The organism is Acidovorax sp. (assembly GCF_027492855.1).
Classification (GTDB): domain Bacteria; phylum Pseudomonadota; class Gammaproteobacteria; order Burkholderiales; family Burkholderiaceae_C; genus Acidovorax.
Map to the genome: position 1 here is coordinate 47,020 of NZ_JAPUDY010000022.1, position 25,919 is coordinate 72,938.

Here is a 25,919-nt window from a genome sequence, read left to right on the forward strand (position 1 = left end):
GCAGCACCATGAGCGAAAAGACGGAACAACCCACATCGAAACGCCTGCGCGATTCGCGGCAAAAGGGTGACGTCGCCTACAGCAAAGACTTTACCCAGACGTTTCTGATCCTCGCCATCTTTGGCTACCTGCTGGGCAGTGCCAGCCACATGGTGGAGATCATGGGCCAGATGATTCTCTTGCCCAGCACCGTGCTGAAAATGGGGTTCAACGAGGCGGCCAACACGCTGGTGCAAGAGCTCCTCAAGGAAGCGGCATGGCTCACATTGCCGTTCATCGGCATCGTGCTGGGAGCAGGCATCTTTGCCGATGCCTTGCAGGTGGGCGTGCTGTTTGCGTTCGAGAAACTCAAGCCATCTGCCAAGAAGCTCGACGTACTATCGAACCTCAAAAATATCTTCTCCAAGAAGAATCTGATGGAGTTTCTGAAGTCGATTCTCAAGATCGCCTTCCTGTCCATTCTGATCACTCTGCTGATCCGCGATGCATTGCCCATCATGACCAGCATTCCGCAGGCCGGATTACCAGGCCTGGGCCAGGTGATGGGCGCGCTTTTGAAAACCATGCTCATCCATATCGGATTGGCCTATGGTGCCATCGCGCTGGCCGACTTCGCGTGGCAGCGATACACCTACCGCAAGGGGCTGATGATGTCCAAGGACGAGGTCAAGCAAGAGTACAAGGAGATGGAGGGCGACCCCCACATCAAACATCAGCGCAAACAATTGCACCATGAGATGGCTCAGCAAGGCGCCGTGGACAGCGCGCGCCAGGCGACTGTGGTGGTCACCAACCCCACCCACCTGGCCGTGGCCTTGCGCTATGACGCAGAAGAAACACCATTGCCCGTCGTGCTCGCCAAGGGTGAGGGCGCCCTGGCCGAGCGCATGATGCAGGCCGCCCGCGAGGCAGGGGTCCCCGTGATGCAGAACATTCCGCTGGCCCGGGCGCTGACGGAACATGCGGAACCAGGCCAGTACATCCCGTCCGAACTTGTCGAGCCCGTGGCAGAGTTGCTGCGCCTGTTGCAGCAGATGGACAGCGATCCAACCCAGCCCCGCTACTAATTTCTTGACCGCAAAGAGCCCCTCATGAAGTCGTCTGCCCCCCCTGATCCCGCGTCGGCCCGGCTGCTGCACGCCTACTCGAGCCAGTTTGGCCTTGCGGCGGCGGACGCCACCAAGTCTTCATCGATCGACATGACGGTGGATGGCATCTACCGCATCCGTCTGCGAGCGCTGCCTCAGGGCGGTGTCGCGATCTGCGCGCGGCTGCGGGCCTTGCCCGAGCCAGGCCCCGCCCGTGACGATATGTTGCTGGGGGTCTCCCGCCTGGCCTGCGGGACCATGAAAGACCAATCCACCAGTTGCGTCATCGATGATCGCGAGCGCGCGATCTGGCTGCAGCAGGCCGCCCCGGCCACATCCCACCAGGACATCGACGATGCCGTCGGGAGCTTTGTGAATTCTCTCGCTTTCTGGTCCAAGGCCATCACTACCATCTGATACCGCCACGCGCACGCCCTGAACCCTATGCACGCCAACCTCCTCCCGCCACGGCTTCGCCCGACTACCCGTTTCAAGGTCTGCTCCACTGCCGCGTTGGCATGCGCGCTTCTGTGGGGCGCTGCGCCTGCGAGCGCGGGAACACCTCCGTGGACCAATGCGCCATACAGCTACTACGCGGACAACGCTCCCATCGCCAACGTGCTGCGTGACTTCGCCAGCAGCTTCAGCCTGTCCCTGGAGCTTTCGCCCTTGGTGGATGGCAAGGTCAACGGACGCTTCAACAGCCAGAGCCCCACGGAGTTCATGGACCGCATGGCCAGCGTCTATGGGCTGACCTGGTTTACGCACGCGGGCACCCTGTTCGTGAGCCGCACCACCGAGATGAGCACGCGCAGCATCACCTCTGGCGGCAGCAGCATCGCGGCCGTCCGGCAGGCCCTGAGCAGCCTGGGCGTGCTGGATACCCGGTTTGGATGGGGAGAACTGCCTGAGCAAGGGGTGGCACTGATTTCCGGCCCTCCCGCCTATGTGTCATTGGTCGAAAGAACCATGGCCTCCTTGCCGCTCATGGCAGGAGGGCAGCAAGTGGCGGTCTTCCGCCTCAAGCACGCCTCCGTGGACGATCGGACCATTCTCTACCGCGACCGCCAGATCACTACCCCCGGCCTGGCGCAGGTTTTGCGTAACCTCATCAACGGCAGCGGCGGCACTGCGGGCGTCAACAACGCGCTGCTCTCATCGGTGGCGGCGCAGCAGTCATCATCCGGTCTCACCGGAATGGCGATGGCGAGCAATACGGCCGGCATCTCGTTCGACCCCGCAAGTTCCGGCATGCCCGTCGGGCCCGCCGCATCCCCCAATGGCACAGCCTCCGGGTCGGGCGCGGCCACTGCGCAGGCTGGCGGAGGCACGACGGCAGGTGGAAGCCGTGGTGCGGGCAGCGCAACGGGCGTCACATCGGCCCGTCGACTTGCTCCATCCATCCAGGCAGACTCCCGCCTCAACGCCATCATCGTGCAGGACACGCCCGAGCGCATTCCTCTGTACAAGGCGCTGATCGATCAGTTGGATGTGCCAACGCCTCTGATCGAGATCGAGGCAATGATCATCGACATCAATTCCAGCAGGCTCGATGAGCTCGGGATTTCCTGGAGCGGCCGCAGGGGTGGAACGGTCGGAGGCTTTGGCAACCTGACACGGGTCGATGACGGCAATGACCTGGTGCTGGGCGCGTTGCGACGCGGCGCCAGCGTAGACCCCACAAGCCTCGTTGTCAGTTCAGGCAACTTCCTGATCAGCCGCATACGTGCCCTGGAGGGCACAGGCGACGCATCCATCCAATCCCGCCCTTCCATCCTCACCATCGACAACATCGGCGCCTTGCTCGATTTGTCGGAGACGTTCTACATCCGCAGCATCGGGGAGCGCGTAGCCACCATCACACCGATCACTGCGGGCACCACGTTGCGGGTCACGCCACATTTTGTGCAGCGCGCCGAAGGCCCCGTGATTCAGCTGGACGTGGACATCGAAGACGGCCAGATCCAGGAAACGACGGTAGACACCATCCCCACCGTGCGGCGCAGCGTGGTCAGTACGCAAGCGATCGTGGGTGAGGGACAAACCCTGGTGATCGGTGGCTACAAGAGCACGCAAAGGACCAATGAGGTCAACCGTGTGCCAGGACTGGGCTCCGTCCCCCTGGTGGGCGCCCTCTTCTCCAACCGCATCAACAACCAACAGTCGCGGGAACGTGTTTTCATGATCAAGCCGAGATTGGTTTCGCTGCCGTCCAATCTTGCTTCTGCGGCAGATACCTTGCGGGTAGCGCCACCACCACCACCGCCGCTGGACCTTTCACCACCGCCCCCAGCCGTAGCCTCACCTGTTCAGCTAAGTCCTGCGTTCCCCCCTGGATACCAGTAGTTGCAGGCAGGCCAGGAGGCGGTCAGAACCCCAACTCAACGCCTCGGGCCTGGAGCCTCACGCGAAGGGCGCTGCGCGCACGAGAGAGACGACTTCGAACCGTTCCTACGGGCACCGTCAGCAAAGCAGCGGCTTCTTCATAAGACATTTCATCGACAGCCACCATCATCAGAATGTCGCGCATGCTCTCGGGAAGCTCCGCCATGGCATCTTGCAGATAACGCATGTGCTGCGCCACCTCGGCGGCCTGTGCGGGCGACAGTTCTTCGCCAGCCAGTTCGGAGAGCTCAGCCTCATCCGTGAACTCGTAACGCCGGTGGGGTGCGCGGGAGAGGTGATTGCGGACCAGATTCATGGCAATGCCATAGAGCCAGGTCGAGAGCTCGGACTGCCCTTTGAACGTTTCGTAGGAGCGCACCGCTTCCAAAAAGGCCTGCTGCGCCAAGTCCTCGGCATCCGTTGAGTTGCCAATGTTCTTGATGATGAATCGATGCAGCCGCACTCCATGGGCCTGCACCAGAGTCCGAAACAAGGTGTCTCGCTCACGCACCTCATGATCCTGCAGCACTTGCGAGACCGCCCCCGTACTGCTGACGCTCACATCCTCCAGATCGTCCTGGTCGGACAAGCTCTCCGACGACAACGGCGCACAGGGTTGCGCTTCGGAATCGACGCAACTGACTGAAACGGATCCAGATTGGGCAGGAGATGCTACAAATGGGGAGCGCACCGCTGGGATTCTTACAGAGGAATTACTGCCTGTACAGCAAGAATTCCCGTCCTCAAGCCGTACCACCTCAGTCTCGGCGAGAGCCCAAGAGCTTTAGCACCCCCAGCTCTTCGCGCAGCCAGTCCTTCGCTGTCTGCATGGAGACGGGGGATGCCCCCTCTCGGGCAGCTGCTTCGAATCGCATCTGCATCGCGGCATCGATCGTTTCGCGCTGCTTGGCATCTACCGCGCTCGGCGGAATACCACTGGCCTGGCACATGTCTTTAAAACCAGAAGATTGCCCGACCGCACTCAAAGTCAGTTGAGTCAGAAAATCCACCCCTTGCAGGGTTTGCCTGCTGGTTTGTGCCATGTCGATGGCTTGCATGACCGTGCGGGAAGACAGCGGTTTACCAGGCGCGGCATCCAACCCCAGTTCTCGCACCACGGATGCCCGGATGCCCTGAGAGAAACTTTGCTCCAGAGCTCCCACAAAAGCAGAAGTGGAGTCCGTCTCGGGTTCAATCCAGGCCACCGAGCGCTGTGATGGCGTTGTACCTGTCGCTAGCACCGTCCATTGCGTCCCGTCACGGCTGACGTGAACCCAGTCACCCTGCTGCGCGGCTTGTTGGAACGCATCCAAAGAAGGCCGTGCAACGGGATCTGCTGGAGAGAGTCTATTGGTGACGTTCACAAAAAATAAATGGCGGCGAAGGGCGGGTCGGTAGTTTAGTAACCGAAGGCTCCATGTGGTTCCACCCGATTGCAAACGATTATCGTCGGGGCGCGAAGCCCCGGAGAGTCTGAGGGCGACTGGCAATTGATCTTCTGATTTACCTCAGCGTTCCTGACTTCATTGTTTCGAATATTGGAACAGTCAATTTGCGACTGAGTAGTTTTTCTCTGAACTCCATCGGCGTACAGTTCAACCCATCGATGAGCCGAACCCGCAAGGCGACTCACCGAACCCAGGGTTGAGGCAGTTTTCTTAGTTGGTTTGCCCCTGGTTTTTTTGAGACGCTTTTTTAACTTTAAGGACTTTGATCATGAACACGACCGCACGTTTCCTCTCCATCGCCGCTGTTGCCGCTTTCGCTTCTTTCGGTGCCTACGCTGACGAAGCCGATGGCTCGCAATTCGCTACCCAGTTTGAAACCAACCGCACCCGCGCTGAAGTGGCTGCCGAAGCTTCTACCGTCGCCCAGACCCGCTCCATCGAGCCAGCCGGTTCGCGTGTGACGACATACCAATCCACGGCTGACCGCTCTGCCGTGCGTGCCCAGGCTGCTGAAGCCGTGCGCACGGGCCAGATTCCTTCGGGCGAAATCGGCAGCATCATGTAGTAACTCCTGCCGCCCGCATGCGAACCGCACGCATGCAGGTAGGCTGAGGAGCACAAATGCAATGAAAAAGGCCGGAGCCTCGCGAGGGGCTCCGGCCTTTTGCTTTGGCGGGAAGAACAAGCGCGTTCAGAGTCTCTGCGCTTCCGAGATGGCCATAACCATCCCTCGCAAACATGTGTTCAGCGCTCTCTACATCGTCTGCGCAGAAATCTCAGGGCCATAAAAAAACCCGGCAGCGCCGGATTTTTTGTATCCAGAAAAGCGAGTCTTCAGGATTATTTCTTCTGACGGAACTTGCGCAGGGCCGCGATCTGGGCAGCCATGACCGCCAGTTCAGACTGGGCCCGGGCCAGGTCGATTTCGCTCTTGGCGTTCTTGAGCGCTTCTTCGGCCGATGCCTTGGCAGCGTTGGCCTTCTCGTCGTCCAGGTCCTTGCCGCGAATAGCGGTGTCGGACAGCACGGTCACGCGGTTGGGCTGCACTTCCAGAATGCCACCGGCCACGAACACGAACTCTTCGCTGCCGTCGGCCATTTCGATGCGCACCGAGCCCGGCTTGATGCGCGTGATCAGCGGGGTGTGGCGGGGAAAGATGCCCAGTTCGCCAGACTCACCAGGCAGCGCGACAAAGCGTGCTTCACCGGAGAAGATGGACTCTTCGGCACTGACCACATCAACGTGGATGGTGTTCATCATTGCTCCTAGGAAAAGGGGATGGGTTGCTTGACTGCAGAGGGCCGAGCCGCCATCGCGGGCTGCTCAGCCACCGGCCCATCAGGCCACCTTCTTGGCCTTTTCGAAGGCTTCGTCGATGGTACCGACCATGTAGAACGCCTGTTCTGGCAGGTGATCACACTCGCCGTTCACGATCATCTTGAAACCACGGATGGTTTCGGCCAGGGGAACGTACTTGCCTGGCGAGCCCGTGAACACTTCGGCCACGTGGAATGGCTGCGACAGAAAACGCTGGATCTTTCGCGCGCGGGCCACGGCCAGCTTGTCATCAGGAGCCAGTTCGTCCATGCCCAGAATGGCGATGATGTCGCGCAGTTCCTTGTAGCGCTGCAGCGTGCCTTGCACCGCACGGGCCGTGGCGTAGTGGTCTTCGCCCACGACGTTCGGGTCCAGCTGGCGGCTGGTGGAATCCAGCGGATCCACGGCGGGGTAGATACCCAGCGAGGCGATGTCACGCGAAAGCACCACGGTGGAATCCAAGTGGGCGAACGTTGTGGCAGGCGAAGGATCGGTCAAGTCATCGGCTGGCACGTAAACGGCCTGGATGGAGGTGATCGAGCCCACCTTGGTCGAGGTGATACGCTCTTGCAGGCGGCCCATTTCCTCGGCCAGCGTAGGCTGGTAGCCCACGGCGGAAGGCATACGGCCCAGCAGAGCGGACACTTCGGTACCGGCCAGCGTGTAGCGGTAGATGTTGTCCACGAAGAACAGCACGTCACGGCCTTCGTCACGGAAGGATTCAGCAATGGTCAGGCCGGTCAGCGCCACGCGCAGACGGTTGCCTGGGGGCTCATTCATCTGGCCGTACACCATGGCGACCTTCGAGTCTTCGAGCTTCTCGAGGTTCACCACGCCGGAATCGGCCATTTCATGGTAGAAGTCGTTCCCTTCACGGGTACGCTCGCCCACACCAGCGAACACCGACAGACCCGAGTGGGCCTTGGCGATGTTGTTGATGAGTTCCATCATGTTCACGGTCTTGCCCACACCGGCGCCACCGAACAGACCCACCTTGCCGCCCTTGGCGAACGGGCAGACCAGGTCGATCACCTTGATGCCGGTTTCCAGCAGCTCTTGCGAGGGCGACAGTTCGTCGTACGCAGGGGCCTTGCGGTGGATGGATGCCGTCAGTTCTTGGCTCACGGGACCACGTTCGTCGATGGGCGCACCCAACACGTCCATGATGCGGCCAAGCGTCGCCTTGCCCACGGGCACGGTGATGGCGTTGCCGGTGTTGGTCACCATGAGGCCGCGGCGCAGGCCGTCGGACGAGCCCAGGGCGATGGTTCGCACCACGCCGTCGCCCAGCTGCTGCTGCACTTCCAGCGTCAGGGCCGAACCTTCGAGCTTCAGAGCGTCGTAAATCTTAGGCATCTGGTCGCGTGGGAACTCAACGTCCACCACCGCGCCGATACATTGAACAATCTTGCCTTGCACTTGAGCCATTTTTCGCTCCAATAAAGATGTTGGTTGAGCTGCTTACACAGCAGCGGCGCCAGCCACGATTTCCGAAAGTTCTTTCGTGATCGCTGCCTGGCGCGTCTTGTTGTAGACCAGCTTCAACTCGCCAATGACGCTGCCGGCGTTGTCGGTGGCGGCCTTCATGGCCACCATGCGTGCCGACTGCTCGGACGCCATGTTTTCCGCAACGGCCTGGTAGATCAGCGATTCGACATAGCGGACCAGCAGATCGTCGATCACGGTCTGTGCATCGGGCTCATAGATGTAGTCCCAGCCGTGTTCGGTCTTTTCGGCCTGCATCTGCTCGGACGACAGGGGAAGCAACTGCTCCACCACCGATTCCTGCTTCATGGTGTTGATGAACTTGGTGTACGAGAGGTACACCGCGTTGATCTTGCCTTCAGCGTAAGCATCGAGCAGCACCTTCACGGGGCCGATCAGCTTGTCCAGATGGGGCTTGTCACCCAGGCCCGTCACGTGCGAAACCACCTTGGCACCGACACGGTTCAGGAAACCCAGGCCCTTGTTGCCGATGGCAACTGCCTCGGTGGACACGCCAGCGCCTTGCAGCTCACGCAGCTTGCCCGTCACGACGCGCAGCACGTTGGTGTTCATGCCACCGCACAGGCCCTTGTCGGTCGTTACCACGATCACGCCAGCCGTCTTGGCATCGTTCACTTTCATGAACGGATGCACGTATTCCGGATTGGCCTGGCCGAGATTGGCTGCAATGTTGCGGATCTTCTCGCTGTAAGGGCGGGCAGCCCGCATCCGCTCCTGCGCCTTGCGCATTTTGGATGCAGCCACCATCTCCATGGCTTTGGTGATCTTCTTGGTGTTCTCCACCGATTTGATCTTGCCGCGTATTTCCTTGCCTGCTGCCATGATGGCTCCTCGTCCGGTTTAAGCGAACGACTTCTTGAACGCAGCGACAGCAGCGGTCAATTCGGCTTCAGCGTCCTTGTCCATAGCCTTGGCCTGTTCCAGCTTGGCCAGCAGTGCGGCGTGGCTGGTCTTCAGGAACTGGTGCAGGCCGTGTTCGAAGTCGAGAACCTTCTTGACGTCGATGTCGTCCATGAAGCCCTTGTTCACAGCGAACAGCGTCGCGCCCATCAGCGAGATGGACAGGGGGCTGTACTGCGCCTGCTTGAGCAGTTCGGTCACGCGGGCACCGCGGTCCAACTGCTTGCGGGTGGCTTCGTCCAGGTCGGAAGCGAACTGCGCGAACGCAGCCAATTCACGGTACTGGGCCAGGTCGGTACGGATACCGCCGGACAGGTTCTTCACCAGCTTGGTCTGGGCGGCACCACCGACGCGCGACACCGAGATACCGGCGTTGATGGCGGGGCGGATACCGGCGTTGAACAGCGAGGTTTCCAGGAAGATCTGGCCGTCCGTGATCGAGATCACGTTGGTAGGAACGAAAGCAGACACGTCGCCAGCTTGCGTTTCGATGATAGGCAGTGCCGTCAGCGAACCCGTCTTGCCCTTGACTTCACCCTTGGTGAAGGCTTCGACGTAGTCGGCGTTCACGCGGGCAGCGCGCTCCAGCAAGCGGCTGTGGAGATAGAACACGTCGCCAGGGTAGGCTTCGCGGCCTGGTGGGCGGCGCAGCAGCAGAGAAACCTGGCGGTAGGCCACGGCCTGCTTGGACAGATCGTCATAAACGATCAGAGCGTCCTGGCCACGGTCGCGGAAGTATTCGCCCATGGTGCAGCCGGAGTAGGCCGAAACGTACTGCATGGCGGCCGATTCAGAAGCCGATGCGGCCACCACAATCGTGTATTCCATGGCACCGGCTTGTTCCAGTGCGCGCACCACGTTCTTGATCGACGAAGCCTTCTGGCCGATCGCGACGTAGATACAGGTAACGCCCTGGCCCTTCTGGGCGATGATGGCGTCGATGGCCACTGCCGTCTTGCCGGTCTGGCGGTCACCAATGATCAGCTCGCGCTGGCCACGGCCCACGGGCACCATGGAGTCGATGGACTTCAGGCCGGTCTGCAGGGGTTGGTCCACCGATTTACGGGCGATCACGCCCGGAGCGACCTTTTCGATCACGTCGGTGAGCTTGGCGTTGATAGGGCCCTTGCCGTCGATCGGCTGACCCAGGGCGTTCACCACGCGGCCAACCAGCTCAGGGCCGACCGGCACTTCCAGAATACGGCCCGTGCACTTGACGGTGTCGCCTTCGGAGATGTGTTCGTACTCACCCAAAATCACGGCGCCGACGGAATCGCGCTCGAGATTCAGGGCCAGGCCGTAGGAGGGCTGGCCGTCCTTGGTGGCGGGGAACTCAAGCATTTCACCGGCCATCACGTCCGACAGGCCGTGCACGCGCACGATACCGTCGGACACGGAGACCACGGTACCCTGGTTGCGGATATCGCTGCTGGCGGCCAGACCTTCGATGCGGCTCTTGATGAGTTCAGAAATTTCTGCGGGATTGAGTTGCATGACTCTTTCCTTCTTTCTTTGGTTCGCTGTCCTCGCCGCTTATGCGGTAAGGGCCGCTTTCATTTGTTCAAGACGGGCCTTGACCGAAGTGTCCAGCACCTCGTCACCCACCACTACGCGAATGCCACCGATCAGGGACGCATCCAACTGAACGGTGAGGTTGAGCTTGCGGCCGAAGCGCTTTTCCAGCGTCGTACCGACTTCAGCCAGCGCTGCAGCATCCATCGGAAATGCGCTGTACACGACAGCATCCGAAGAGCCGCTGCGGCGATTCACGAGGGCACGAAACTGCGCTGCGACTTCTGGCAGCGCGTCAAGGCGCCCGTTGTCGATGACCGTGCGCAGGAAGTTCTTGGCCGTATCGGACAGCGCCGAACGCGCAACACCCGTGACGACGGCAAACACCTGGTCTGCCGTTACCTTGGGGCTGTCCGCCAACTGACGCAGCTGGGGGTTGGCGGCAATCGCCGCCAGTTCATCGACCCAGTCAGCGGTGCTGGCCAGGTCCATGCCCGCACCCGCAGTAGCGGCCTTGAACAGGGCTTCGGCGTAAGGGCGGGCAATGGTGGCGAGTTCAGCCATGTTGTCCCCTTACAGCTCGGTCTTCAGGCGGTTGAGCAGGTCGGCGTGAACGCCGGCATTGACTTCCTTGCGGAGAATCTGCTCAGCACCCTTGACGGCCAGCGCGGCGACCTGCTCACGCAGGGCTTCGCGGGCTTGCACCGTTTGCTGCTCGGCTTCGGCACGTGCGGAAGCAACGATCTTGTTGCCTTCTTCCGTGGCGCGTGCCTTGGCTTCTTCGATGATGGCCTGGGCACGTCGGTCGGCGTCCGCAAGACGCGAGGCCGTTTCGTTGCGCGCCTGTGACAGTTCCTTTTCGACGCGCTGGTTGGCAGCGGTCAGTTCGGACTTGGCACGGTCGGCAGCAGCGAGGCCTTCGGCGATTTTCTGGGCTCGTTCATCCAACGCCTTCGCGATCGGGGGCCACACGAATTTCATCGTGAACCACACCAGGATCAGGAAGACGATGGCCTGAATGAACAGGGTCGCGTTGATACTCACGGCAACACCTTTCTAGAGTGGCGTTGAGTGGGAATTACTTGGGCAGGTTGGCCAAGAACGTGGAAGCGAAGGGGTTGGCGAAAGCGAACAGCAGAGCGATAGCCACGCCGATCAGGAAAGCAGCGTCGATCAGACCGGCCAAGATGAACATCTTGGTTTGCAGTTCGTTGATCAGCTCAGGCTGACGTGCCGACGATTCGAGGAACTTGCCACCCATCAGTGCGATACCGATGGAAGCGCCGATAGCGCCCAGACCAACGATCAGACCACAAGCCAGAGCGACGAGACCGAGAATGTTTTCCATGATGACTCCTGAGTTAAAAAAGAAAAGTTGAAAAAGGAAAGAGAAACGAAAGGGAACCGTTAGTGCGCGTTGTGCGCCTGACCGAGGTAAATCAGCGCAAGCATCATGAAGATGAAGGCTTGCAGCGAGATCACCAGAATGTGGAACAGCGTCCAGATGGTGCCAGCGATGACGTGGCCCACAGGCAGCAGCACACCCGACAGCGACAGTGCAGCCGCGCCACCCATCAGGGCGATCAGCATGAACACCAGTTCGCCGGCGTACATGTTGCCGAACAACCGCATGCCATGCGACACGGTGTTGGCGACATATTCAATGACCTGCATCAGCAGGTTCACCACGCCCAGGATCAGGGCGAAGATGGGATTCTTGCTGGTGCCAAACGGGGCCGACACGAGCTCATGCGCCCAGCCGCCAGCGCCCTTGATCTTGACGCTGTACCAGAAACGCAGGATCAGGACGGCAAATGCCAGGCCCAGCGTGGTGGAGAGGTCAGCCGTGGGCACGACGCGCAGATAGGCGTGGCCGTCGCCCGTTGCGCCCTGCCAGAGTGCAGGCAACAGGTCCACGGGCAGCATGTCCATGAAGTTCATCAGGAAAATCCAGACGAACACCGTGAGACCCAGGGGGGCAATGAACTTGCGGCTTTCGGCGTTGTGGATATTGGCCTTGGCCTGGTTGTCCACCATCTCGACCAGCATTTCCACCGCCGCCTGGAAGCGGCCGGGTACGCCGGAAGTTGCCTTGCGGGCTGCGGACCAGAGAATCAACAGCGTGAGAGCACCCAGAATCAGGCCCACGATGATCGAGTCGTAATTGATGACGGTGAAGTCAACAATCTTGGTCTGGTTGACGTTTTGAAGATGCTGCAGGTGGTGAACGATGTATTCACTTGCAGTCGGAGCGTGCGCTTCTGCGGCCATCGGACAACTCTTCTCTAAATCAATCGGTTTTTCGGACACCGGGCCGCACCAACAGCGCCACCCAGTACGTTTTCATTGTGATCACCATGCCTGCCAGCAAGGCCATCCAGCTCAAGCCCGGCACCAGCCGGGGTGCCGCTGCCAGCAGCGCCACCGTCAACACGATTTTGGCGATTTCCCAACCAAAGAACCCCAGCATGGCGGCACGCGGATTGGAGGACGCCTTGTGGCGAAACACTCCCCGTGCAAACAAGCCTGCCGGAACCACCACCGCCAGCGCACCGTAAGCTGCAGACCAGCCCACCGATACCCTGCCCGTCAGAGCCCAGGCCACCAGGGCCACCAGCACTCCGACCAGCGCCTGACCTGCCACCACCTTCCACACCGAAATGGGTGGATTGCGGCTACGCCACTGATCAGCCTCTTGGGCCGTCAGGGGCTTGAAGTCAGATTCTTCAGCCTCAGTTTCAGTCTCAGGCGCGATTGTTTTCATTGTTGAATGACGCCCGCGTTACAGACTGCAACTTTCACAAAGCCTCTAATTATAAGTAAAAACCCGTGACGCACGACAAAAAACCCGCAATCCGGCCCAACGGCTGGTGCGCGAGCATGTTCGGTTGTGGCGATCGGCCAACGCATCTGCGCACGCCCAACGCCGGAAGATGCACCGTTTTCATTCATGAGAAACAGGTCAATTTCCATGACCAGAATCGCCTGTAGCGCACAATAGCAAAGCGTGACAAGCTATTGAAACAGAAGCAAAACTCCAGGAGCTATTCACCATGACATCCTCGACTCCAACACCCTCCAACGGGCTGGACGAACAGACTACCGATCCGCGCAAAGACTCGCTGATCGAATACCCCTCCAGCTTCCCGATCAAGGTCATGGGCGCCAAGGTGGACGGTTTTGTGCACGCGGTCACAGAGCTCGCCCGCCAATTTGACCCCACGTTCGATGCCAGCACCATTGAACTGCGCGACAGCCGCGCCGGCAATTACCTCGGAGTAACTATCACCATCACCGCGACCAGCCGCGAGCAGCTCGACAACCTGTACAGCGCACTGTCGGCACATCCTCTGGTCAAGGTGGTGCTGTAAGTAAGCACGGCACCTCCGACGAATCCGCCACCGCCAATGCGCATCAGCCCCGACACCCTGGGCCGGGTGGACTACGCCGCCACCGTGCAGGCCATGCAGGACTACACAGCCGCGCGCACGCCCGAAACCCCCGATGTGCTGTGGCTGTGCGAGCACGCGCCCCTGTACACCCAGGGGCTTGCGGGCAAAAGCGACCATGTCCTGGCCCCTGGCGACATCCCCGTGGTCGCCACCAACCGGGGCGGGCAGGTCACCTTCCATGGCCCGGGCCAGGTGGTGGCCTACCCGTTGATCGATCTGCAGCGCGCGGGCTACTTCGTCAAGGAATATGTCTACCGCGTCGAAGAAGCCGTGATCCGCACGCTGGCGCACTTCGGCGTTACGGGCCACCGGGTGGGCGGCGCGCCGGGCATCTATGTCCGCCTGGACGACCCACACAGCCACGCCCTGCTACCCCAGCGCCCTCAACGGCGCACCGGCACCGAAGCCCCGCCAGCCCCCGATTTCGAGGGCCTGGGCAAGATCGCAGCCCTGGGCATCAAGGTCAGCCGACACTGCACCTACCACGGCGTGGCGCTCAACGTGGCCATGGACCTGGAGCCCTACTCGCGCATCAACCCTTGCGGTTACGCAGGATTGAAAACGGTGGATCTTTCTACAATCGGGGTCCACACCACCTGGGCCGATGCCGCGCAGGTGCTGGGCCAACAGCTCAGCATCCGGCTTGCGCCTTGACCCCCTACCCGCTGCCTACACGCCATGAGCACCCCAGAAGTCGTCCGCGAAGCGCAATCCGCCGAAACCTACAACCCCCTGGCCAAGCAGAAGGCGGCCGCCAAGCTGTCGCGCATTCCCATCAAGGTGGAACACGGCGAAGTGCTCAAGAAGCCCGAGTGGATCCGCGTGAAGGCGGGCAGCCCCACCACGCGCTTCTACGAGATCAAGGAGATCCTGCGCGAGCACAAGCTGCACACGGTGTGCGAAGAGGCCTCCTGCCCCAACATCGGCGAGTGTTTCGGCAAGGGCACGGCCACGTTCATGATCATGGGCGACAAGTGCACGCGCCGCTGCCCGTTCTGCGACGTGGGCCATGGCCGCCCTGACCCGCTCGACAAGGACGAGCCGCTGAACCTGGCCAAAACGATTGCCGCGCTCAAGCTCAAGTACGTGGTGATCACCAGCGTGGACCGCGACGACCTGCGCGACGGCGGCAGCGGCCACTTCGTGAAATGCATCCAGAACATCCGCGAGCTGTCGCCCGCGACGCAGATCGAAATCCTGGTGCCCGACTTCCGCGGCCGCGATGACCGCGCGCTCGAAATCCTCAAGGCCGCACCGCCCGACGTGATGAACCACAACCTGGAGACCGCGCCCCGCCTGTACAAGGAAGCGCGCCCCGGCTCCGACTACCAGTTCAGCCTGAACCTGCTGAAAAAGTTCAAGGCCCTGCACCCCAACGTGCCGACCAAGAGCGGCATCATGGTCGGCCTTGGAGAGACGGACGAGGAAATCCTGCAGGTGATGCGCGACATGCGCGAGCACAACATCGACATGCTGACCATCGGCCAGTACCTGTCGCCCAGCAACAGCCACCTGCCCGTGCGCCGCTACGTGCACCCCGACACCTTCAAGATGTTCGAGCAAGAAGCCTACAAGATGGGCTTCAGCCACGCCGCCGTGGGCGCCATGGTGCGCAGCAGCTACCACGCAGACCAGCAGGCGCACGCCGCGGGCGTCTGTGTCGATGACTCGAAGTAAATGAGAAAATCTCGAAGTAGCTAAGAAAATATCGAAGGTGATACGAAAAAATCAACCCCTTCCGATGGACGCCGCTTAACCGCCGGAAACCCTTCCAAGCCCAGTGGAGACGAGCGCCCCCGCCTTGCGTATTGACGCCTTTCCCAAGGGAAAGGACATATGGCGCATAGACTGGTATGGCCCCATTGCATTTCCCGACCGGATGGCTCGTCGAAGACAGCCTTCGGTTCTGGTCTACCTGTCCAAGGTAGTTGCCCCCTCTCCCCTCGAAAACCCTTCGGCCCTGTTGCAGCCGAACTGCACACTACCGGCGAGCCAGCAGGCCAAGAGGTGGGTTAGCGTAGGGACAACGCTCCTGCTGCGTATCGGAGATCTTTGGCAGAACCAGACATTGGTTGCGCGCCCCAGCTACGAGCAGGCCGTTTTCGAAGATGTCACCATCAACTGGGAACTGACGAGTCTGGTCAAGGCGGGCTTGAGTTCTGATGCTGGCTCATTTCTGCTGCCACTGGCCCATCATCCGTGGCACCTCAACAACACCCACTCCTATTGCGTACGTGTCGCGCTTCCTGATGACCGAGTCCTGGTCGTGCCCTGCATGGAGCTGGTGCGCTTTTACTTTGGATCTTCCAGCGAACTCATATCCCGCCTGTTTGCACCGCCCTTGAGCCGAAGCAAGCTTCACCATAGGTCGTTTCTTACCCCGAAGGGTTACATGAGCCTTGAACTCGCGGAGCGCATCCCGCGCGCGAGTGCTGAAGATGTTGCTCGGATCGCAGGCTGCGATGCAGCTTGGAGAGCGGCAGCCCTCGTTTCGTCGTCATGCTTGAAGTCATCTGTCGCAGGCAGAGACATTTATCCGCAAGCAATTTTTCCGTTCGAAGGCACTACAACGCTTCAGGCGAGTGGCTTATGGCTCCCGCACGGCGATGTGGAGAACGGCACTTTCCTCGCCTATCAGTTGCACAGTTGCTACCACCCGTTCCCCTTCCGGACGCTGCGCGTCAAACTCCACCAGAACACGCCCCCAAAACCTCCGGCGTATCGTCCCAATCTGGAACAGCCAGAGAAGCCAGCGGAGCCGGTTGTTCGCAAGAAGGCGGCCGAGCCTGTACCCGCCGAGCCGCAGACGCTCCAAGAGCACGATGCGTCGTCCACGCTAGCGCCCACATTACGAACTCAAGCAAGTACACGCCGGTTTCCAGATCTGGATGGCAAGTCCATCCACACAGAGCGCCTTCTTCACAAAGACGCGCAACCACAACCCTCGACCTCACCCGCCCTTGTTTCAGAACTTGCTGTGGGGCAACCTGGCTCCGCACGACGCATTCGACCTGTTAGCCTGGTTGAGATCAGAACTGGCAGCCGCAAACCGGCCTTGCCTACTTTCCTGCGCTACGCAGTTGGAGCCATGGAGTCCATGCCAACGCTTGAAGTCCAGGTCCTGACTGCAAGTGACGAAGATGGCTGGACGGTTCCAGTAAGCCTGCTGGCCGATGAAGATGGCGTGATCAACGACGGATTCTTTTTTTCGGAAAACGGAAAACCACGGCGCATTGCACTCTTCCTAATCTCTTCTGGGAGTATGAAAGCGCTGCTCACGGTGATGGAAGGGCACGAGCTTTTTCCGGAGTTCCAACCGCTCAGCGAAATAGAGGCCGCGGATCCAAGCCGCTTGCTCTTGGACAGGCTCGAAGAGCTTGCAAGACCGCGATCCGAGCCGCCTTTTCGGAGGTGGCGTGTCGCGCCAACCCTGAATGATGCTCAGAAACGCATTGCGCGATGGCTCGCCTATAAATTCCAATCGCCTGATACGGCGACATAACGTAAGCAAACAGTGAACCGATCCATAGCGGGAGCCAGAATAGCAAGCGAGATGGCGGGTCTCAGCGAAAATTGTTTCCAAAAATGGCTTAGCAAGAGGAAATTGCTGGCATGGCAACGAAAACTACGCCTCCCAGTGCTGCCCCCCGTTGGGCGGGTGGCGCGCACGCACGCCAGGAGTTCATCGCCGAGTCGTTCGATCGCGTAGCTCAAACTCGCGAAGAGGCACTTGCGAGCGCTCGGACCATGGCCTTGAATATGCTTAGTGGCCGGCCCTTGCAGTGCGCGCCTGCTCGGTGAACGGGCAAGTCCTTCCACCGGTAGCTCTGGGACGCGGCAAGTCTCCCCCCGTGGGGGCGATTCATCGCTCATGCAAGAATCCTTGTGGCAGCAATCGCTCGTTTTCATCATGCTCTTCGTTCGCCTGCCTTACCGCCCCACTGTCCACCTGATCCTGACTCTGGCATTCTTGGCGTCGTTCGTTCTCACGGCGTTGACTCCCGTGCACGCTGCCCCACCCATCACGTACAGTAAGGACGGGGTGAGTTTCGAACACCCTGCCGCCTGGAAAGTGACCGAAGATGTCGTAGCGCAGGACGAAACCCGCCTGCGTAGCATCGACCTCGAAGGCCCCAATGAGGCCGTCGTGAGTTTGATGTTCAGCCCTTTCCTTGCAAGTCAGGACATCGAGAAATTCGCGGCTACAGCTGCCCGCAATCGTGCGGACGCCGCACGAGCCAATACCGCCCAACAGGCTCGAATGGGCCCTGTGACTGTCACACCCGTTACCCGTCAAGTTGCTGGCAAGGAGAACAAGGGTGTTTCGCAGCGTTTCGTGGTCAGCATGCTGGGCCAGAACCTGCCGCATGAGGCGCGTTTTTTCAAAGCCAATCTGGGCGAGACCACCGTGATCGTCATGACCCAGGTGGCAGAGGAAGATGCCAAGGCCGCCGAGCCGGGCTTCGTGATGGCGTTGGACACCCTGCGTTACCGCGTAAGCAAGCGCTAAGCGCTGGAAGGCTTGACTCACTAGCCTCTACTTCCTAACGCTCGCAATCTGTTGCAGCCGCCAGCCGCGGAGGTTCTGGATGCAGCACCTGCGCAAGTGCAATGAAGCCTGTGAGACATCTGCAACACCTCTTCTCCACTTGGCCCCCAGCGCCATTGCCGCCTTGCCCAGACAAGAAATCCTCGGCACCATGGGGCCACGAACACTGCTTAGGCGCGATCATCAGCATGCCCTTGCCTCCGGTTCTTGACCGATTTCTGCAAGCCCAAGAGCCTGTCTGGGCGCGCGTGCTCGCCGAACTCAGAGCTGGCAAAAAGCGCACACACTGGATGTGGTTTGTGTTTCCGCAGTTCAAAGGCCTGGGGCATAGCGACATGGCAACACGCTATGCCATCCAGTCCTACGCCGAGGCGCAGGCCTACCTCGCACACCCCGTGCTCGGGGGCCGCCTCCTGGAGTGCTGCCAGATCCTGCTTGAGCTGGAGACCTCTTCTGCCCTGGATGTCTTCGGCACTCCGGACGACCTCAAGCTGCGCTCGAGCATCACCCTGTTTGGCAAAGCGTCATCCAAGGGCAATGTGTTTGAAGCCTTGCTTCAGAAGTATTTCGGCGGTCTGCCAGATGCTCGCACGATTGAATTGCTCAAGTAGCCAGGTCCTGCTGGCAACTAAATTAGTGCGAGTGTTCATTGAGTTCCGCGAGGGACGTTTGCCTTTGTGCAAGAGCCTTCACTGCCAGACCAAAACGGCGAAGCTCTTCGTAGTTTGTCTTGATCTCCGCAGCTACCTTGCATTGGGATTCAGGTCTCTCATCGGCTTGGTAGTCCGTAGCTAGCTGAACATAGACTCCGACCGTACCCGTGCCACCAATGGGATAAAACCTGAGACCGACATGCAGTTGCTCAATGGAGTCTCCTGTACGGCTCCAGTAGCCGCCCACCAGCTCAATCGGCCTCTCTTTCGCAAGCGGGAACGTTTCCGCAAGGCGCGTGCCGAACTCAGTCAACCTCGTGGCATCAAACCAAGCCGATGCCCTGCCAGTGAATGCCGGGTGCAAAAGCTCGACGAATAGCTCCGCAGTTCCATCAGGATCGTGCTCGATGCGCAGACGCAGGACTGGGTTCACCGGGGTACTTTGGGCGTGAAATTGAAGAGGAGCGAGGACGAAGCGATTGTCTCCGAACGTCGTCACGCAGCCGAAGTTGGCGTTACCGAAGGTCACCGGGTCATTGTGAAGTGACTCGGTATCAATACTTCGCAGCCGTTCGCCGAAACGCTGGGTAGTGACGCCTCTTAACAGACGGTCAACGATTGGCGAGAGATGTTGCTGATCAACATGAAGTCCACTTTGCAGCGAGTGCAGCAGATCAAAATCACGCATAGTGCGTCCGCTTTGGGCACATAGCGGACACTGGCGGGCTGTTGAAAAACCACGGAGGATTCCACTTGATCAAAAAATTGATCACATAGAACGGCCTACCAGCGATTCTGTTTGATCAGATAGGGGTGGACGAGCCCTCAAAACCATCAAAAACTCTCACTTGGAATCGGTTTTTCAACAGCCTGCGAGAGCAGGAACTTGCACAAGGGAAACAGAATGGATCGGTTGTTGCTGTCGATGCGGGTTTTTGAGCGGGTCGTGACCGAAGGTGGCTTTGCTTCTGCCGCGCGGGCGCTAGACATGTCCCCACCGGTGGTCACGCGCTTGGTGGCCGACTTGGAAGATCACCTTGGAACCCGATTGTTGCAGCGTAGTACCCGGCGCCTATCGCTCACCGAAGCAGGCCAGTCTTACCTAGACAGGGTACGCCACATCTTGCAGGACATCGAGGAAGCGCATGCGGTGGCCAGTGCCCACACCCAAGAAATGGTCGGTACATTGCGCATACACGCGCTGCCAGTGCTGGCTACTCATGTGATCTCACCCCTGCTGCCAGGTTTTTTCGCGCGCTATCCTAGGATCCGCATTGATCTGGACGTCGAAACAAGGCGCGAACTACCTATCGAGGACTTCGATCTCACGCTCATTGGCACAAGGGAAGGATTCGACGCCAATGTGGTCGCCCGCAAAGTTGCAGACTCTGAGGCGATCTTGGTGGCCTCCCCAATTTACGTGAAACGCAAGGGGCTGCCAAGTGCGCCGAACGATTTGCCCCAGCACGCCTGCCTGATGCATGCACTCGCCCTCGGCAGAGCGAGTGGCTGGAGCATGTGGTGCTCAGAGAATCCCACCCAGTCGGTATCAGTGGCAGTGGAGCCCATAATGGTCTCCAATCACACAGACTCGCTAGTACAGGCCGCCCTGGACGGTGTTGGTATCGCTTCGGTCGCCATAAACCTTGTGGCGCCCTACCTTACGCGTGGTGAACTGGTGCGGGTACTCAGCCCCTGGGTTACCGGTCGTTTCTCCCTGTACGCTGCGATGCCCAGTCGCAAGTTCGTACCTCAACGCACCCGCGTGTTCCTGGACTATCTGATCGAGCAAACCCAAGAGCAGACTGCTCGCGCACTGCAAGCCTGCAAAGCCGTATAGCCCGTCGCATAACGTTGGCCCGGGCGGCTGTTATCTTGGCACTCCTTGACAATGAACTCCACTTCAAGGTTAAGGTGCTGAGCCAAGGAGAACCTTCGGCATGACCCACCGCATCCTGCACGTTGTCAGCAACGTTTCCCACTACGACGATCCGGCCGAGCCCACCGGCCTGTGGCTGTCGGAGCTGACCCATGCCTGGCATGTGTTTGCGGCCGCAGGCCATGAACAGAGGCTCGTGAGCCCATCGGGCGGCCTTTCCCCGCTGGAGCCGCGGTCGCTGAAGTGGCCGAACATTGACGCCACCGCGAAGGACTGGCTGGCCGACGCGACGCGCATGGCGTTGCTGTCGAACACCGCCCGGCCCGATGAGATCGATCCGGCGGACTTCGGCGCGGTCTACTTCACCGGCGGGCACGCCGTCATGTGGGACTTTCCGGACGCGCACGGGCTGCAGCGCATCACCCGCGAGATCTACGAGCGCGGCGGCATCGTCTCCTCGGTGTGCCACGGCTACTGCGGCCTGCTGAACACGGCGCTGTCGGATGGCGCGCTGCTGGTTGCCGGGCGGCGGCTCACCGGCTTTTCCTGGCGCGAGGAAGTGCTGGCCGGCGTCGCCCGCAAGGTTCCGTACAACGCCGAGGAGGAGATGCGGCGGCGCGGCGCCCTCTATGAAAAGGCGTGGCTGCCCTTCCTCTCCAAGGTCGTGGTCGATGGAAGGCTGGTGACCGGCCAGAACCCGCAGTCGGCCAAGGCGACGGCCGAGCAGGTGGCGGCCATGCTTCGCTGATACACAGGCAGGCGCCCTGAATAGGCCGTCAAGGCCAGTTCAGGGCCGAGCGGGTCGCCTGGGGGGTAGGCAGCGTCCCGTCAGCATCAGCATCCAGTTTCATTTCCGACAGCACGCGCTTGGCGTTGGCGGCGCAGTCCATGTCAGAGGGCTTGGCTTCAATCTGGGCCATCAATTCGACCAGGTGCGCCTTGCTCTCGGCAAGCTGCGTCTCCAGTGCCTCGATGTCCTGCACCTTGCGGCGCAAGGTGCCGATCAGGACGCCATGCTCCCAGGAGGCCAGCCCACTGGGCAGCAGCGTGCGCAGCTCATCCAGGCTGAAGCCCGCCTTTTGCGCGGTCGTGATCAGCCTGAGCACGAGGACGGCATCTTCGGAATAGCTGCGGTAGCCGTTGGCCTGCCGTTCCACCGCCTTCAGCAGGCCGATACGTTCATAGAAGCGTATGCGCGAAGGCGCAAGGCCGGTGCGCTGGGCGAGTTCTCCGATCTTCATGATGACGACGCCTTGGCTTTGCCTAGCGTGAGCGAAACCGCCCTGTCGGCGAGCTTGCCGAACGGCGCATGCAACAAACCGGGGAAATTCCAGCGCCCCTGTACGAACACACCCTTGGCATGGCTCATCGCCCGGAAGCCCTCGACGCCATGGTAGGCCCCCATGCCGCTCGGGCCAACACCGCCGAAAGGCAGGTCGTCCTGCGCCACGTGCATCAGCGTGTTGTTGATGCCCACGTTGCCGGAGGTGGTACGCGCGAGCAGCTGGGCGCAGTCGCTGTCCTCCGCACCGAAGTAGTAGAGCGCAAGGGGGCGGGGCCGCGCGTTCACGTAGGCGATGGCTTCATCGATCTGGCGGTAGGTGCGCACCGGCAGGACCGGGCCGAAGATTTCCTCCTGCATCAGGGGTGCGTCGTCGCCCGCGTTGACGACGAGCGTCGGCACCAGGGTGCGCTGGCGCCCGGCCGCCTGGACGGGGCGCTCTCCCACCTCGATCACGCGGGCACCGCGGCGGCGCGCGTCTTCGACCAGCCCGCGCAGCCGGTCGTAGTGGCGGTCGCTGACGATGGTCGTGTAGTCGAGGCTTCCGAAACCCTCCGGATAGAAGCGCTGAACGGTGGTGGCGTATTGGGCGATGAAGGCCTCCAGGTCGCCTTCGTGCACCAGGGCGTAGTCTGGCGCCACGCAGGTCTGACCGGCATTGGACAGCTTGCCGTACACGATGCTTTGCAGAGTGCGTGCGTTTGCGTGGCCACGCGCCACGATGGCAGGGCTTTTGCCGCCCAACTCCAGGGTCACGGGCACCAGGTTGTCGCTGGCGGCACGCATCACCTTGCGGCCGACCTGCGTGCTGCCCGTGAACAGCAGGTGGTCGAACGGCAGGGCGCTGAACGCAGCGCCGACCTCGGGGCCGCCCAGCACCACGGCCACTTCCTCTTCGGTGAAAACCTCGGCCAGCATGCGCCGCATCGCCTCGCTGGTGCGCGGGGTCAGCTCCGAGGGCTTGAGCATGGCGCGGTTTCCTGCCGCCAGGGCGGTGGCCAGCGGCACCAGCGTGAGGGAGATGGGGTAGTTCCACGGCGCCATCACGCCCACGACGCCCAGCGGCTGGTATTCCACATAGGCACGCGCGGAGCGGAAGAAGAAAGGCACATGGCGGCGCTCGCGCTTCATGAAGCGGCGCAGGTGGCTGGAGAGGTAGTCGATGGCCTGGATGACGCAGGACAGCTCCATGATGTCGGTCTCGTGGCGCGAGCGGTTGCCGAAATCGGCGCTGACCGCGTCCTTCAGCGCTTCGCGGTGCTTGAGCACCGCTGTACGCAGTCGGGCGAGGTGGGCCTTGCGCAACGTCAGACTCGGCGGGCCTTCGTGGAGGAAAGCGCTGCGCTGCCGGTTCAGCAGGGTGGCCATGCGGGTGCTGTCTTCAGTCATGGAGTCTCTCCCGGTTCCTGCGCGGCGCGGTTACTTGGTGGCGGAAGAGGACTTCAGCGGCTTGGGCGCGTACAGCGCCGCCTGGAAGTCGGGCACGTACTCGTACTTGACCATCTTGCCCAGCTTCAGCGACTCAATGAAGCGCGAGAGGCTGCCATCCGCGAGCGTGAGCTGCACGGCGTCCGAACTGGACGTGCTGGCATGGCGCAACTGGCGCGAGGTGGTATAGCCTGTGGTCAGTTGCCCTTGCTGGTCGATGTTGGTGAAACTGTTCGTGACAAGGCTTTCCCTGGCTGAGGTGACGTCGAGCTTCTGGGTCTCCAGCGTCACGTCCAGCTTCTTGGTTTCGCTGTCAAAGATTTTGACAACAACGTTGCTGTCGTTCTCGCTGTAGTCGATGCGCGTGAGCCACTTGGGCAGGTTGTAGCCCACCACGCCACGCACCCGTGCCAGTTCGGTATCGACGGGCAGCTTGAGCACGTAGCCCCAGAAGCTATCTGCCGAGGACTGGCGCATCAGGGTGAACGGCCCCCAGTTGGAGTTGCCTGGCTGGTTGGTGACCACGGACAGGCCGATTTCGTTGTAGCTGTCGTTGTCGCAGTAGTGGTAGGCGTACGCAGTCAGGGCGACCACACCCCGGCCCGGCCACACCTGCAGCGGCTGCACCTGCTCCAACACCTGGGCGGGAATCAACTCGCGCAGCCGCGCCAGGTCGGCCGTGAAGATGGCCGTGATACGGCTGTTCTTGTAATAGAAGTTGGGCGAATAGCTTTCAAAGCCGATATCGACCTTCTCCTTGGCGATGCCCTTGAACCAGCTCAGATCGGTGCCTGGCGCCTCGGCTGCGATGACGGACAGCGGCGGGTTGGAGCGGAAGCGGTCGTACAGGCCGCCTTTCACCACGGGTACATCGTGGTCACCGATCTTGATCATGGTGGTTTCGGCCGCCTGCGCGAGTGGGGCTACGGCCAGCAGGCATGCGCCGAAGACAGGGGCCAGGGAAGTACTTTTCATGGTGTTGCCTTGGAGGTGGAATGACATCGCCGCGAAGCATAAGTTTGAAGTTGACTTCAATGTCAATCGCTTCGCGTGGGTGCTGGGTTCAATGGTGTATTCAGCCTCGACGGCAGTGCTCAACTGAAGACAAGAGACACTCCGGTCATGCCTTGAAGCGCCTCCGGCGATACGCCATCCGCGATCTCCACGACTTTCAGGCCATGGGGCGTGACATCGAGGACGCACAGGTCGGTGATGATGCGGCTCACAACGCCAACCCCCGTCAGCGGCAGCGTGCACCGGGGGAGGATCTTCGGCTCCCAGCCTCCGTCCTTGCGACGGGCAACGTGCTCCATCAGCACGATGACCCGGGCCACTCCGGCGACGAGGTCCATGGCGCCGCCCATGCCCTTGACCATCTTCCCCGGGATCATCCAGTTCGCGAGGTCCCCGCTTTCGCTGACCTGAAGCGCCCCGAGGATCGACAAGTCCATCTTTCCGCCTCGGATCATCGCAAAGCTCTCATGCGATGCAACGATGCTGGTGCCGGGTATCGTCGTCACCGTTTCCTTGCCGGCGTTGATCACATCTGGATCGACTTCCTGCTCGGTGGGATAGGGCCCGATGCCGAGCATGCCGTTTTCGCTCTGCAGCCAGACTTCCATGTCATTGGCGACGAAGTTTGCGACCTTGGTTGGAAGGCCGATTCCAAGATTGACGTAGAAGCCGTCCTGCAGTTCGCGGGCTGCGCGCAGCGCCATCTGATCGTGGTTCCAGGCCATCACCAAGCTCCTGCTGCAGCCCGCACCGTGCGGCGTTCAATTCTCTTTTCGGGCATGGCATTCACGACGATGCGGTGCACATAGACCCCCGGCAGATGGATTTCATCAGGGTCCAGATCGCCCGTTTCAACCAGATGCTCTACCTCGGCCACGGACCGTTTTCCCGCCATCGCGACCGCTGGATTGAAATTGCGCGCCGTTCGCCGAAACACCAGGTTGCCCGCACGATCGGCCTTCCAGGCCTTGACGAGTGCGAGATCCGGAACCAGGGACTCTTCGAGCAGGTAGGTCCTGCCACCGAACTCACGCAACTCCTTGCCCTGCGCCACCACCGTTCCGACGCCAGTCCGGGTGAAGAAGGCCGGGATGCCCGCTCCGCCAGCGCGCAGCTTTTCGGCCAGCGTGCCTTGCGGCGTGAATTCCAGCTCCAGTTCTCCGGCCAGATACTGGCGCTCGAACTCCTTGTTCTCGCCCACATAGCTGGCGATCATCTTCTTGATCTGCCGCGAACGAAGCAGCTTGCCAAGCCCGAAGTCATCCACCCCTGCATTGTTGGAGACAGCCGTGAGGTTTTGCACTCCGGACTGCAGGAGCGCATCGATCAATGCTTCCGGGATGCCACACAGGCCGAAGCCTCCGACCGCGACCAACTGGCCGTCCCGCACCAGCCCAGAAAGCGCTTCCTGTGCGCTGGAAAAGACTTTCTCCATCTATGCATCCTCTATTGCAAAAAAAATCAGATTGACTGGATAACCTGCGGAACTGCCCTGGCGTTTCGGAG

At 60.8% G+C, this 25,919-nt stretch carries 30 protein-coding genes; 12 read left to right on the forward strand and 18 right to left on the reverse strand.

The annotated features are described in order from the left end of the window. Positions 1–8: 8 nt before the first annotated feature. The 3 genes from sctU to sctC are packed head-to-tail and all read left to right on the forward strand — an operon-like array spanning position 9 to position 3,434. On the forward strand, positions 9–1,067 hold the full coding sequence (gene sctU / locus Q0105_RS04040) for a type III secretion system export apparatus subunit SctU (RefSeq protein WP_298208997.1): 1,059 nt from the start codon (positions 9–11) through the stop codon (positions 1,065–1,067). A 24-nt stretch (positions 1,068–1,091) separates the two neighbouring features. Continuing rightward, positions 1,092–1,505, forward strand: a complete 414-nt coding sequence (locus tag Q0105_RS04045; protein ID WP_298208999.1) for a hypothetical protein — start codon at positions 1,092–1,094, stop codon at positions 1,503–1,505. 27 nt (positions 1,506–1,532) lie between these two features. After that, positions 1,533–3,434 (forward strand): type III secretion system outer membrane ring subunit SctC, encoded by a 1,902-nt coding sequence (sctC, locus tag Q0105_RS04050; RefSeq protein ID WP_298209001.1) that lies wholly within the window; start codon positions 1,533–1,535, stop codon positions 3,432–3,434. A 22-nt stretch (positions 3,435–3,456) separates the two neighbouring features. Here the strand turns inward: sctC and Q0105_RS04055 are convergent, their stop codons facing one another. After that, positions 3,457–4,062: an RNA polymerase sigma factor gene (locus Q0105_RS04055; protein WP_298209003.1), complete on the reverse strand. Its 606-nt coding sequence runs from the start codon at positions 4,060–4,062 to the stop codon at positions 3,457–3,459. Between the two features lie 169 nt (positions 4,063–4,231). Next, entirely contained in the window at positions 4,232–4,837 is a 606-nt protein-coding gene (locus Q0105_RS04060; protein WP_298209005.1) for a hypothetical protein, read from the reverse strand. 352 nt (positions 4,838–5,189) lie between these two features. On the opposite strand from Q0105_RS04060, the gene Q0105_RS04065 reads away from it, so the two are divergent. Continuing rightward, positions 5,190–5,486: a DUF4148 domain-containing protein gene (locus Q0105_RS04065; protein WP_298209008.1), complete on the forward strand. Its 297-nt coding sequence runs from the start codon at positions 5,190–5,192 to the stop codon at positions 5,484–5,486. Between the two features lie 275 nt (positions 5,487–5,761). Here the strand turns inward: Q0105_RS04065 and Q0105_RS04070 are convergent, their stop codons facing one another. From Q0105_RS04070 to Q0105_RS04115, 10 genes are all read right to left on the reverse strand, one after another. Beyond that, positions 5,762–6,178 (reverse strand): F0F1 ATP synthase subunit epsilon, encoded by a 417-nt coding sequence (locus Q0105_RS04070; protein WP_298209010.1) that lies wholly within the window; start codon positions 6,176–6,178, stop codon positions 5,762–5,764. An 81-nt stretch (positions 6,179–6,259) separates the two neighbouring features. Next, positions 6,260–7,666, reverse strand: a complete 1,407-nt coding sequence (atpD, locus tag Q0105_RS04075; protein ID WP_298209012.1) for a F0F1 ATP synthase subunit beta — start codon at positions 7,664–7,666, stop codon at positions 6,260–6,262. Between the two features lie 33 nt (positions 7,667–7,699). Next, positions 7,700–8,566 (reverse strand): F0F1 ATP synthase subunit gamma, encoded by an 867-nt coding sequence (atpG, locus tag Q0105_RS04080; protein ID WP_298209014.1) that lies wholly within the window; start codon positions 8,564–8,566, stop codon positions 7,700–7,702. An 18-nt stretch (positions 8,567–8,584) separates the two neighbouring features. Continuing rightward, positions 8,585–10,138, reverse strand: a complete 1,554-nt coding sequence (gene atpA / locus Q0105_RS04085) for a F0F1 ATP synthase subunit alpha (RefSeq protein ID WP_063460149.1) — start codon at positions 10,136–10,138, stop codon at positions 8,585–8,587. A 39-nt stretch (positions 10,139–10,177) separates the two neighbouring features. After that, positions 10,178–10,720 carry a F0F1 ATP synthase subunit delta gene (locus tag Q0105_RS04090; RefSeq protein WP_298209017.1) on the reverse strand — a complete coding sequence of 181 codons (543 nt, stop codon included), beginning with the start codon at positions 10,718–10,720 and terminating at the stop codon, positions 10,178–10,180. A gap of 9 nt (positions 10,721–10,729) precedes the next feature. Then, entirely contained in the window at positions 10,730–11,200 is a 471-nt protein-coding gene (locus tag Q0105_RS04095) for a F0F1 ATP synthase subunit B (RefSeq protein ID WP_007847746.1), read from the reverse strand. Between the two features lie 34 nt (positions 11,201–11,234). Further along, positions 11,235–11,504, reverse strand: a complete 270-nt coding sequence (gene atpE / locus Q0105_RS04100) for a F0F1 ATP synthase subunit C (RefSeq protein WP_007847749.1) — start codon at positions 11,502–11,504, stop codon at positions 11,235–11,237. 59 nt (positions 11,505–11,563) lie between these two features. Next, positions 11,564–12,427 carry a F0F1 ATP synthase subunit A gene (atpB, locus tag Q0105_RS04105; protein ID WP_298209020.1) on the reverse strand — a complete coding sequence of 288 codons (864 nt, stop codon included), beginning with the start codon at positions 12,425–12,427 and terminating at the stop codon, positions 11,564–11,566. Between the two features lie 19 nt (positions 12,428–12,446). Then, positions 12,447–12,920 carry an ATP synthase subunit I gene (locus Q0105_RS04110; protein WP_298209022.1) on the reverse strand — a complete coding sequence of 158 codons (474 nt, stop codon included), beginning with the start codon at positions 12,918–12,920 and terminating at the stop codon, positions 12,447–12,449. Next, complete coding sequence (locus Q0105_RS04115) at positions 12,917–13,129, reverse strand: hypothetical protein (RefSeq protein WP_298209024.1); 213 nt, start codon at positions 13,127–13,129, stop codon at positions 12,917–12,919. The genes Q0105_RS04110 and Q0105_RS04115 overlap by 4 nt, the downstream gene beginning before the upstream one ends. Before the next feature lie 80 nt (positions 13,130–13,209). Between Q0105_RS04115 and Q0105_RS04120 the strand changes: the two genes are divergently transcribed. The 6 genes from Q0105_RS04120 to Q0105_RS04145 all read left to right on the forward strand — a co-directional run bounded on the left by Q0105_RS04120 (position 13,210) and on the right by Q0105_RS04145 (position 18,768). Beyond that, entirely contained in the window at positions 13,210–13,527 is a 318-nt protein-coding gene (locus Q0105_RS04120; RefSeq protein WP_298209026.1) for a DUF493 family protein, read from the forward strand. Between the two features lie 36 nt (positions 13,528–13,563). After that, positions 13,564–14,262, forward strand: a complete 699-nt coding sequence (gene lipB, locus Q0105_RS04125; RefSeq protein WP_298209028.1) for a lipoyl(octanoyl) transferase LipB — start codon at positions 13,564–13,566, stop codon at positions 14,260–14,262. A gap of 24 nt (positions 14,263–14,286) precedes the next feature. Next, positions 14,287–15,285, forward strand: a complete 999-nt coding sequence (lipA, locus tag Q0105_RS04130; RefSeq protein ID WP_298209030.1) for a lipoyl synthase — start codon at positions 14,287–14,289, stop codon at positions 15,283–15,285. Positions 15,286–15,409: 124 nt separating this feature from the next. Continuing rightward, the gene (locus Q0105_RS04135; protein WP_298209031.1) at positions 15,410–17,110 is read left to right on the forward strand and encodes a hypothetical protein; all 1,701 of its coding nucleotides are present in this window, start codon (positions 15,410–15,412) and stop codon (positions 17,108–17,110) included. Positions 17,111–17,479: 369 nt separating this feature from the next. Further along, positions 17,480–18,118: a hypothetical protein gene (locus Q0105_RS04140; protein WP_298209033.1), complete on the forward strand. Its 639-nt coding sequence runs from the start codon at positions 17,480–17,482 to the stop codon at positions 18,116–18,118. Positions 18,119–18,345: 227 nt separating this feature from the next. Further along, a complete protein-coding gene (locus Q0105_RS04145; RefSeq protein WP_298209035.1) occupies positions 18,346–18,768 on the forward strand; it encodes a DUF1810 domain-containing protein in 423 nt (140 codons plus the stop codon). Between the two features lie 22 nt (positions 18,769–18,790). Here the strand turns inward: Q0105_RS04145 and Q0105_RS04150 are convergent, their stop codons facing one another. Beyond that, a complete protein-coding gene (locus tag Q0105_RS04150; protein WP_298209037.1) occupies positions 18,791–19,498 on the reverse strand; it encodes a hypothetical protein in 708 nt (235 codons plus the stop codon). A gap of 198 nt (positions 19,499–19,696) precedes the next feature. On the opposite strand from Q0105_RS04150, the gene Q0105_RS04155 reads away from it, so the two are divergent. Together Q0105_RS04155 and Q0105_RS04160 are read left to right on the forward strand one after the other, a co-directional pair. Next, complete coding sequence (locus Q0105_RS04155) at positions 19,697–20,650, forward strand: LysR family transcriptional regulator (RefSeq protein ID WP_366145910.1); 954 nt, start codon at positions 19,697–19,699, stop codon at positions 20,648–20,650. 100 nt (positions 20,651–20,750) lie between these two features. Continuing rightward, on the forward strand, positions 20,751–21,437 hold the full coding sequence (locus Q0105_RS04160; RefSeq protein ID WP_298209039.1) for a type 1 glutamine amidotransferase domain-containing protein: 687 nt from the start codon (positions 20,751–20,753) through the stop codon (positions 21,435–21,437). Between the two features lie 28 nt (positions 21,438–21,465). On the opposite strand, the gene Q0105_RS04165 is transcribed toward Q0105_RS04160, so the two are convergent. The 5 genes from Q0105_RS04165 to Q0105_RS04185 form a co-directional block, all read right to left on the reverse strand. Beyond that, the gene (locus tag Q0105_RS04165) at positions 21,466–21,930 is read right to left on the reverse strand and encodes a MerR family transcriptional regulator (protein ID WP_298209041.1); all 465 of its coding nucleotides are present in this window, start codon (positions 21,928–21,930) and stop codon (positions 21,466–21,468) included. Then, a complete protein-coding gene (locus Q0105_RS04170; RefSeq protein WP_298209043.1) occupies positions 21,927–23,360 on the reverse strand; it encodes a coniferyl aldehyde dehydrogenase in 1,434 nt (477 codons plus the stop codon). Before Q0105_RS04170 ends, Q0105_RS04165 begins: the two co-directional genes overlap by 4 nt. Before the next feature lie 30 nt (positions 23,361–23,390). Then, positions 23,391–24,374 carry an acetoacetate decarboxylase (ADC) gene (locus tag Q0105_RS04175; protein ID WP_298209045.1) on the reverse strand — a complete coding sequence of 328 codons (984 nt, stop codon included), beginning with the start codon at positions 24,372–24,374 and terminating at the stop codon, positions 23,391–23,393. Between the two features lie 119 nt (positions 24,375–24,493). Then, on the reverse strand, positions 24,494–25,138 hold the full coding sequence (locus Q0105_RS04180) for a 3-oxoacid CoA-transferase subunit B (protein ID WP_298209047.1): 645 nt from the start codon (positions 25,136–25,138) through the stop codon (positions 24,494–24,496). Continuing rightward, positions 25,138–25,848 carry a CoA transferase subunit A gene (locus tag Q0105_RS04185; protein WP_298209049.1) on the reverse strand — a complete coding sequence of 237 codons (711 nt, stop codon included), beginning with the start codon at positions 25,846–25,848 and terminating at the stop codon, positions 25,138–25,140. The genes Q0105_RS04180 and Q0105_RS04185 overlap by 1 nt, the downstream gene beginning before the upstream one ends. Positions 25,849–25,919 lie beyond the last annotated feature (71 nt).

What these genes read in the sequence shown, in the direction of transcription:
- sctU (WP_298208997.1), top strand. Translation starts at nt 9, where the DNA reads ATGAGCGAAAAGACGGAACAACCCACATCGAAACGCCTGCGCGATTCG.
- Q0105_RS04045 (WP_298208999.1), top strand. Translation starts at nt 1,092, where the DNA reads ATGAAGTCGTCTGCCCCCCCTGATCCCGCGTCGGCCCGGCTGCTGCAC.
- sctC (WP_298209001.1), top strand. Translation starts at nt 1,533, where the DNA reads ATGCACGCCAACCTCCTCCCGCCACGGCTTCGCCCGACTACCCGTTTC.
- Q0105_RS04065 (WP_298209008.1), top strand. Translation starts at nt 5,190, where the DNA reads ATGAACACGACCGCACGTTTCCTCTCCATCGCCGCTGTTGCCGCTTTC.
- Q0105_RS04070 (WP_298209010.1), bottom strand. Translation starts at nt 6,178, where the DNA reads ATGAACACCATCCACGTTGATGTGGTCAGTGCCGAAGAGTCCATCTTC.
- atpD (WP_298209012.1), bottom strand. Translation starts at nt 7,666, where the DNA reads ATGGCTCAAGTGCAAGGCAAGATTGTTCAATGTATCGGCGCGGTGGTG.
- atpG (WP_298209014.1), bottom strand. Translation starts at nt 8,566, where the DNA reads ATGGCAGCAGGCAAGGAAATACGCGGCAAGATCAAATCGGTGGAGAAC.
- atpA (WP_063460149.1), bottom strand. Translation starts at nt 10,138, where the DNA reads ATGCAACTCAATCCCGCAGAAATTTCTGAACTCATCAAGAGCCGCATC.
- Q0105_RS04090 (WP_298209017.1), bottom strand. Translation starts at nt 10,720, where the DNA reads ATGGCTGAACTCGCCACCATTGCCCGCCCTTACGCCGAAGCCCTGTTC.
- atpE (WP_007847749.1), bottom strand. Translation starts at nt 11,504, where the DNA reads ATGGAAAACATTCTCGGTCTCGTCGCTCTGGCTTGTGGTCTGATCGTT.
- atpB (WP_298209020.1), bottom strand. Translation starts at nt 12,427, where the DNA reads ATGGCCGCAGAAGCGCACGCTCCGACTGCAAGTGAATACATCGTTCAC.
- Q0105_RS04110 (WP_298209022.1), bottom strand. Translation starts at nt 12,920, where the DNA reads ATGAAAACAATCGCGCCTGAGACTGAAACTGAGGCTGAAGAATCTGAC.
- Q0105_RS04115 (WP_298209024.1), bottom strand. Translation starts at nt 13,129, where the DNA reads ATGGAAATTGACCTGTTTCTCATGAATGAAAACGGTGCATCTTCCGGC.
- Q0105_RS04120 (WP_298209026.1), top strand. Translation starts at nt 13,210, where the DNA reads ATGACATCCTCGACTCCAACACCCTCCAACGGGCTGGACGAACAGACT.
- lipB (WP_298209028.1), top strand. Translation starts at nt 13,564, where the DNA reads ATGCGCATCAGCCCCGACACCCTGGGCCGGGTGGACTACGCCGCCACC.
- lipA (WP_298209030.1), top strand. Translation starts at nt 14,287, where the DNA reads ATGAGCACCCCAGAAGTCGTCCGCGAAGCGCAATCCGCCGAAACCTAC.
- Q0105_RS04140 (WP_298209033.1), top strand. Translation starts at nt 17,480, where the DNA reads ATGCAAGAATCCTTGTGGCAGCAATCGCTCGTTTTCATCATGCTCTTC.
- Q0105_RS04145 (WP_298209035.1), top strand. Translation starts at nt 18,346, where the DNA reads ATGCCCTTGCCTCCGGTTCTTGACCGATTTCTGCAAGCCCAAGAGCCT.
- Q0105_RS04150 (WP_298209037.1), bottom strand. Translation starts at nt 19,498, where the DNA reads ATGCGTGATTTTGATCTGCTGCACTCGCTGCAAAGTGGACTTCATGTT.
- Q0105_RS04160 (WP_298209039.1), top strand. Translation starts at nt 20,751, where the DNA reads ATGACCCACCGCATCCTGCACGTTGTCAGCAACGTTTCCCACTACGAC.
- Q0105_RS04165 (WP_298209041.1), bottom strand. Translation starts at nt 21,930, where the DNA reads ATGAAGATCGGAGAACTCGCCCAGCGCACCGGCCTTGCGCCTTCGCGC.
- Q0105_RS04170 (WP_298209043.1), bottom strand. Translation starts at nt 23,360, where the DNA reads ATGACTGAAGACAGCACCCGCATGGCCACCCTGCTGAACCGGCAGCGC.
- Q0105_RS04175 (WP_298209045.1), bottom strand. Translation starts at nt 24,374, where the DNA reads ATGAAAAGTACTTCCCTGGCCCCTGTCTTCGGCGCATGCCTGCTGGCC.
- Q0105_RS04180 (WP_298209047.1), bottom strand. Translation starts at nt 25,138, where the DNA reads ATGGCCTGGAACCACGATCAGATGGCGCTGCGCGCAGCCCGCGAACTG.
- Q0105_RS04185 (WP_298209049.1), bottom strand. Translation starts at nt 25,848, where the DNA reads ATGGAGAAAGTCTTTTCCAGCGCACAGGAAGCGCTTTCTGGGCTGGTG.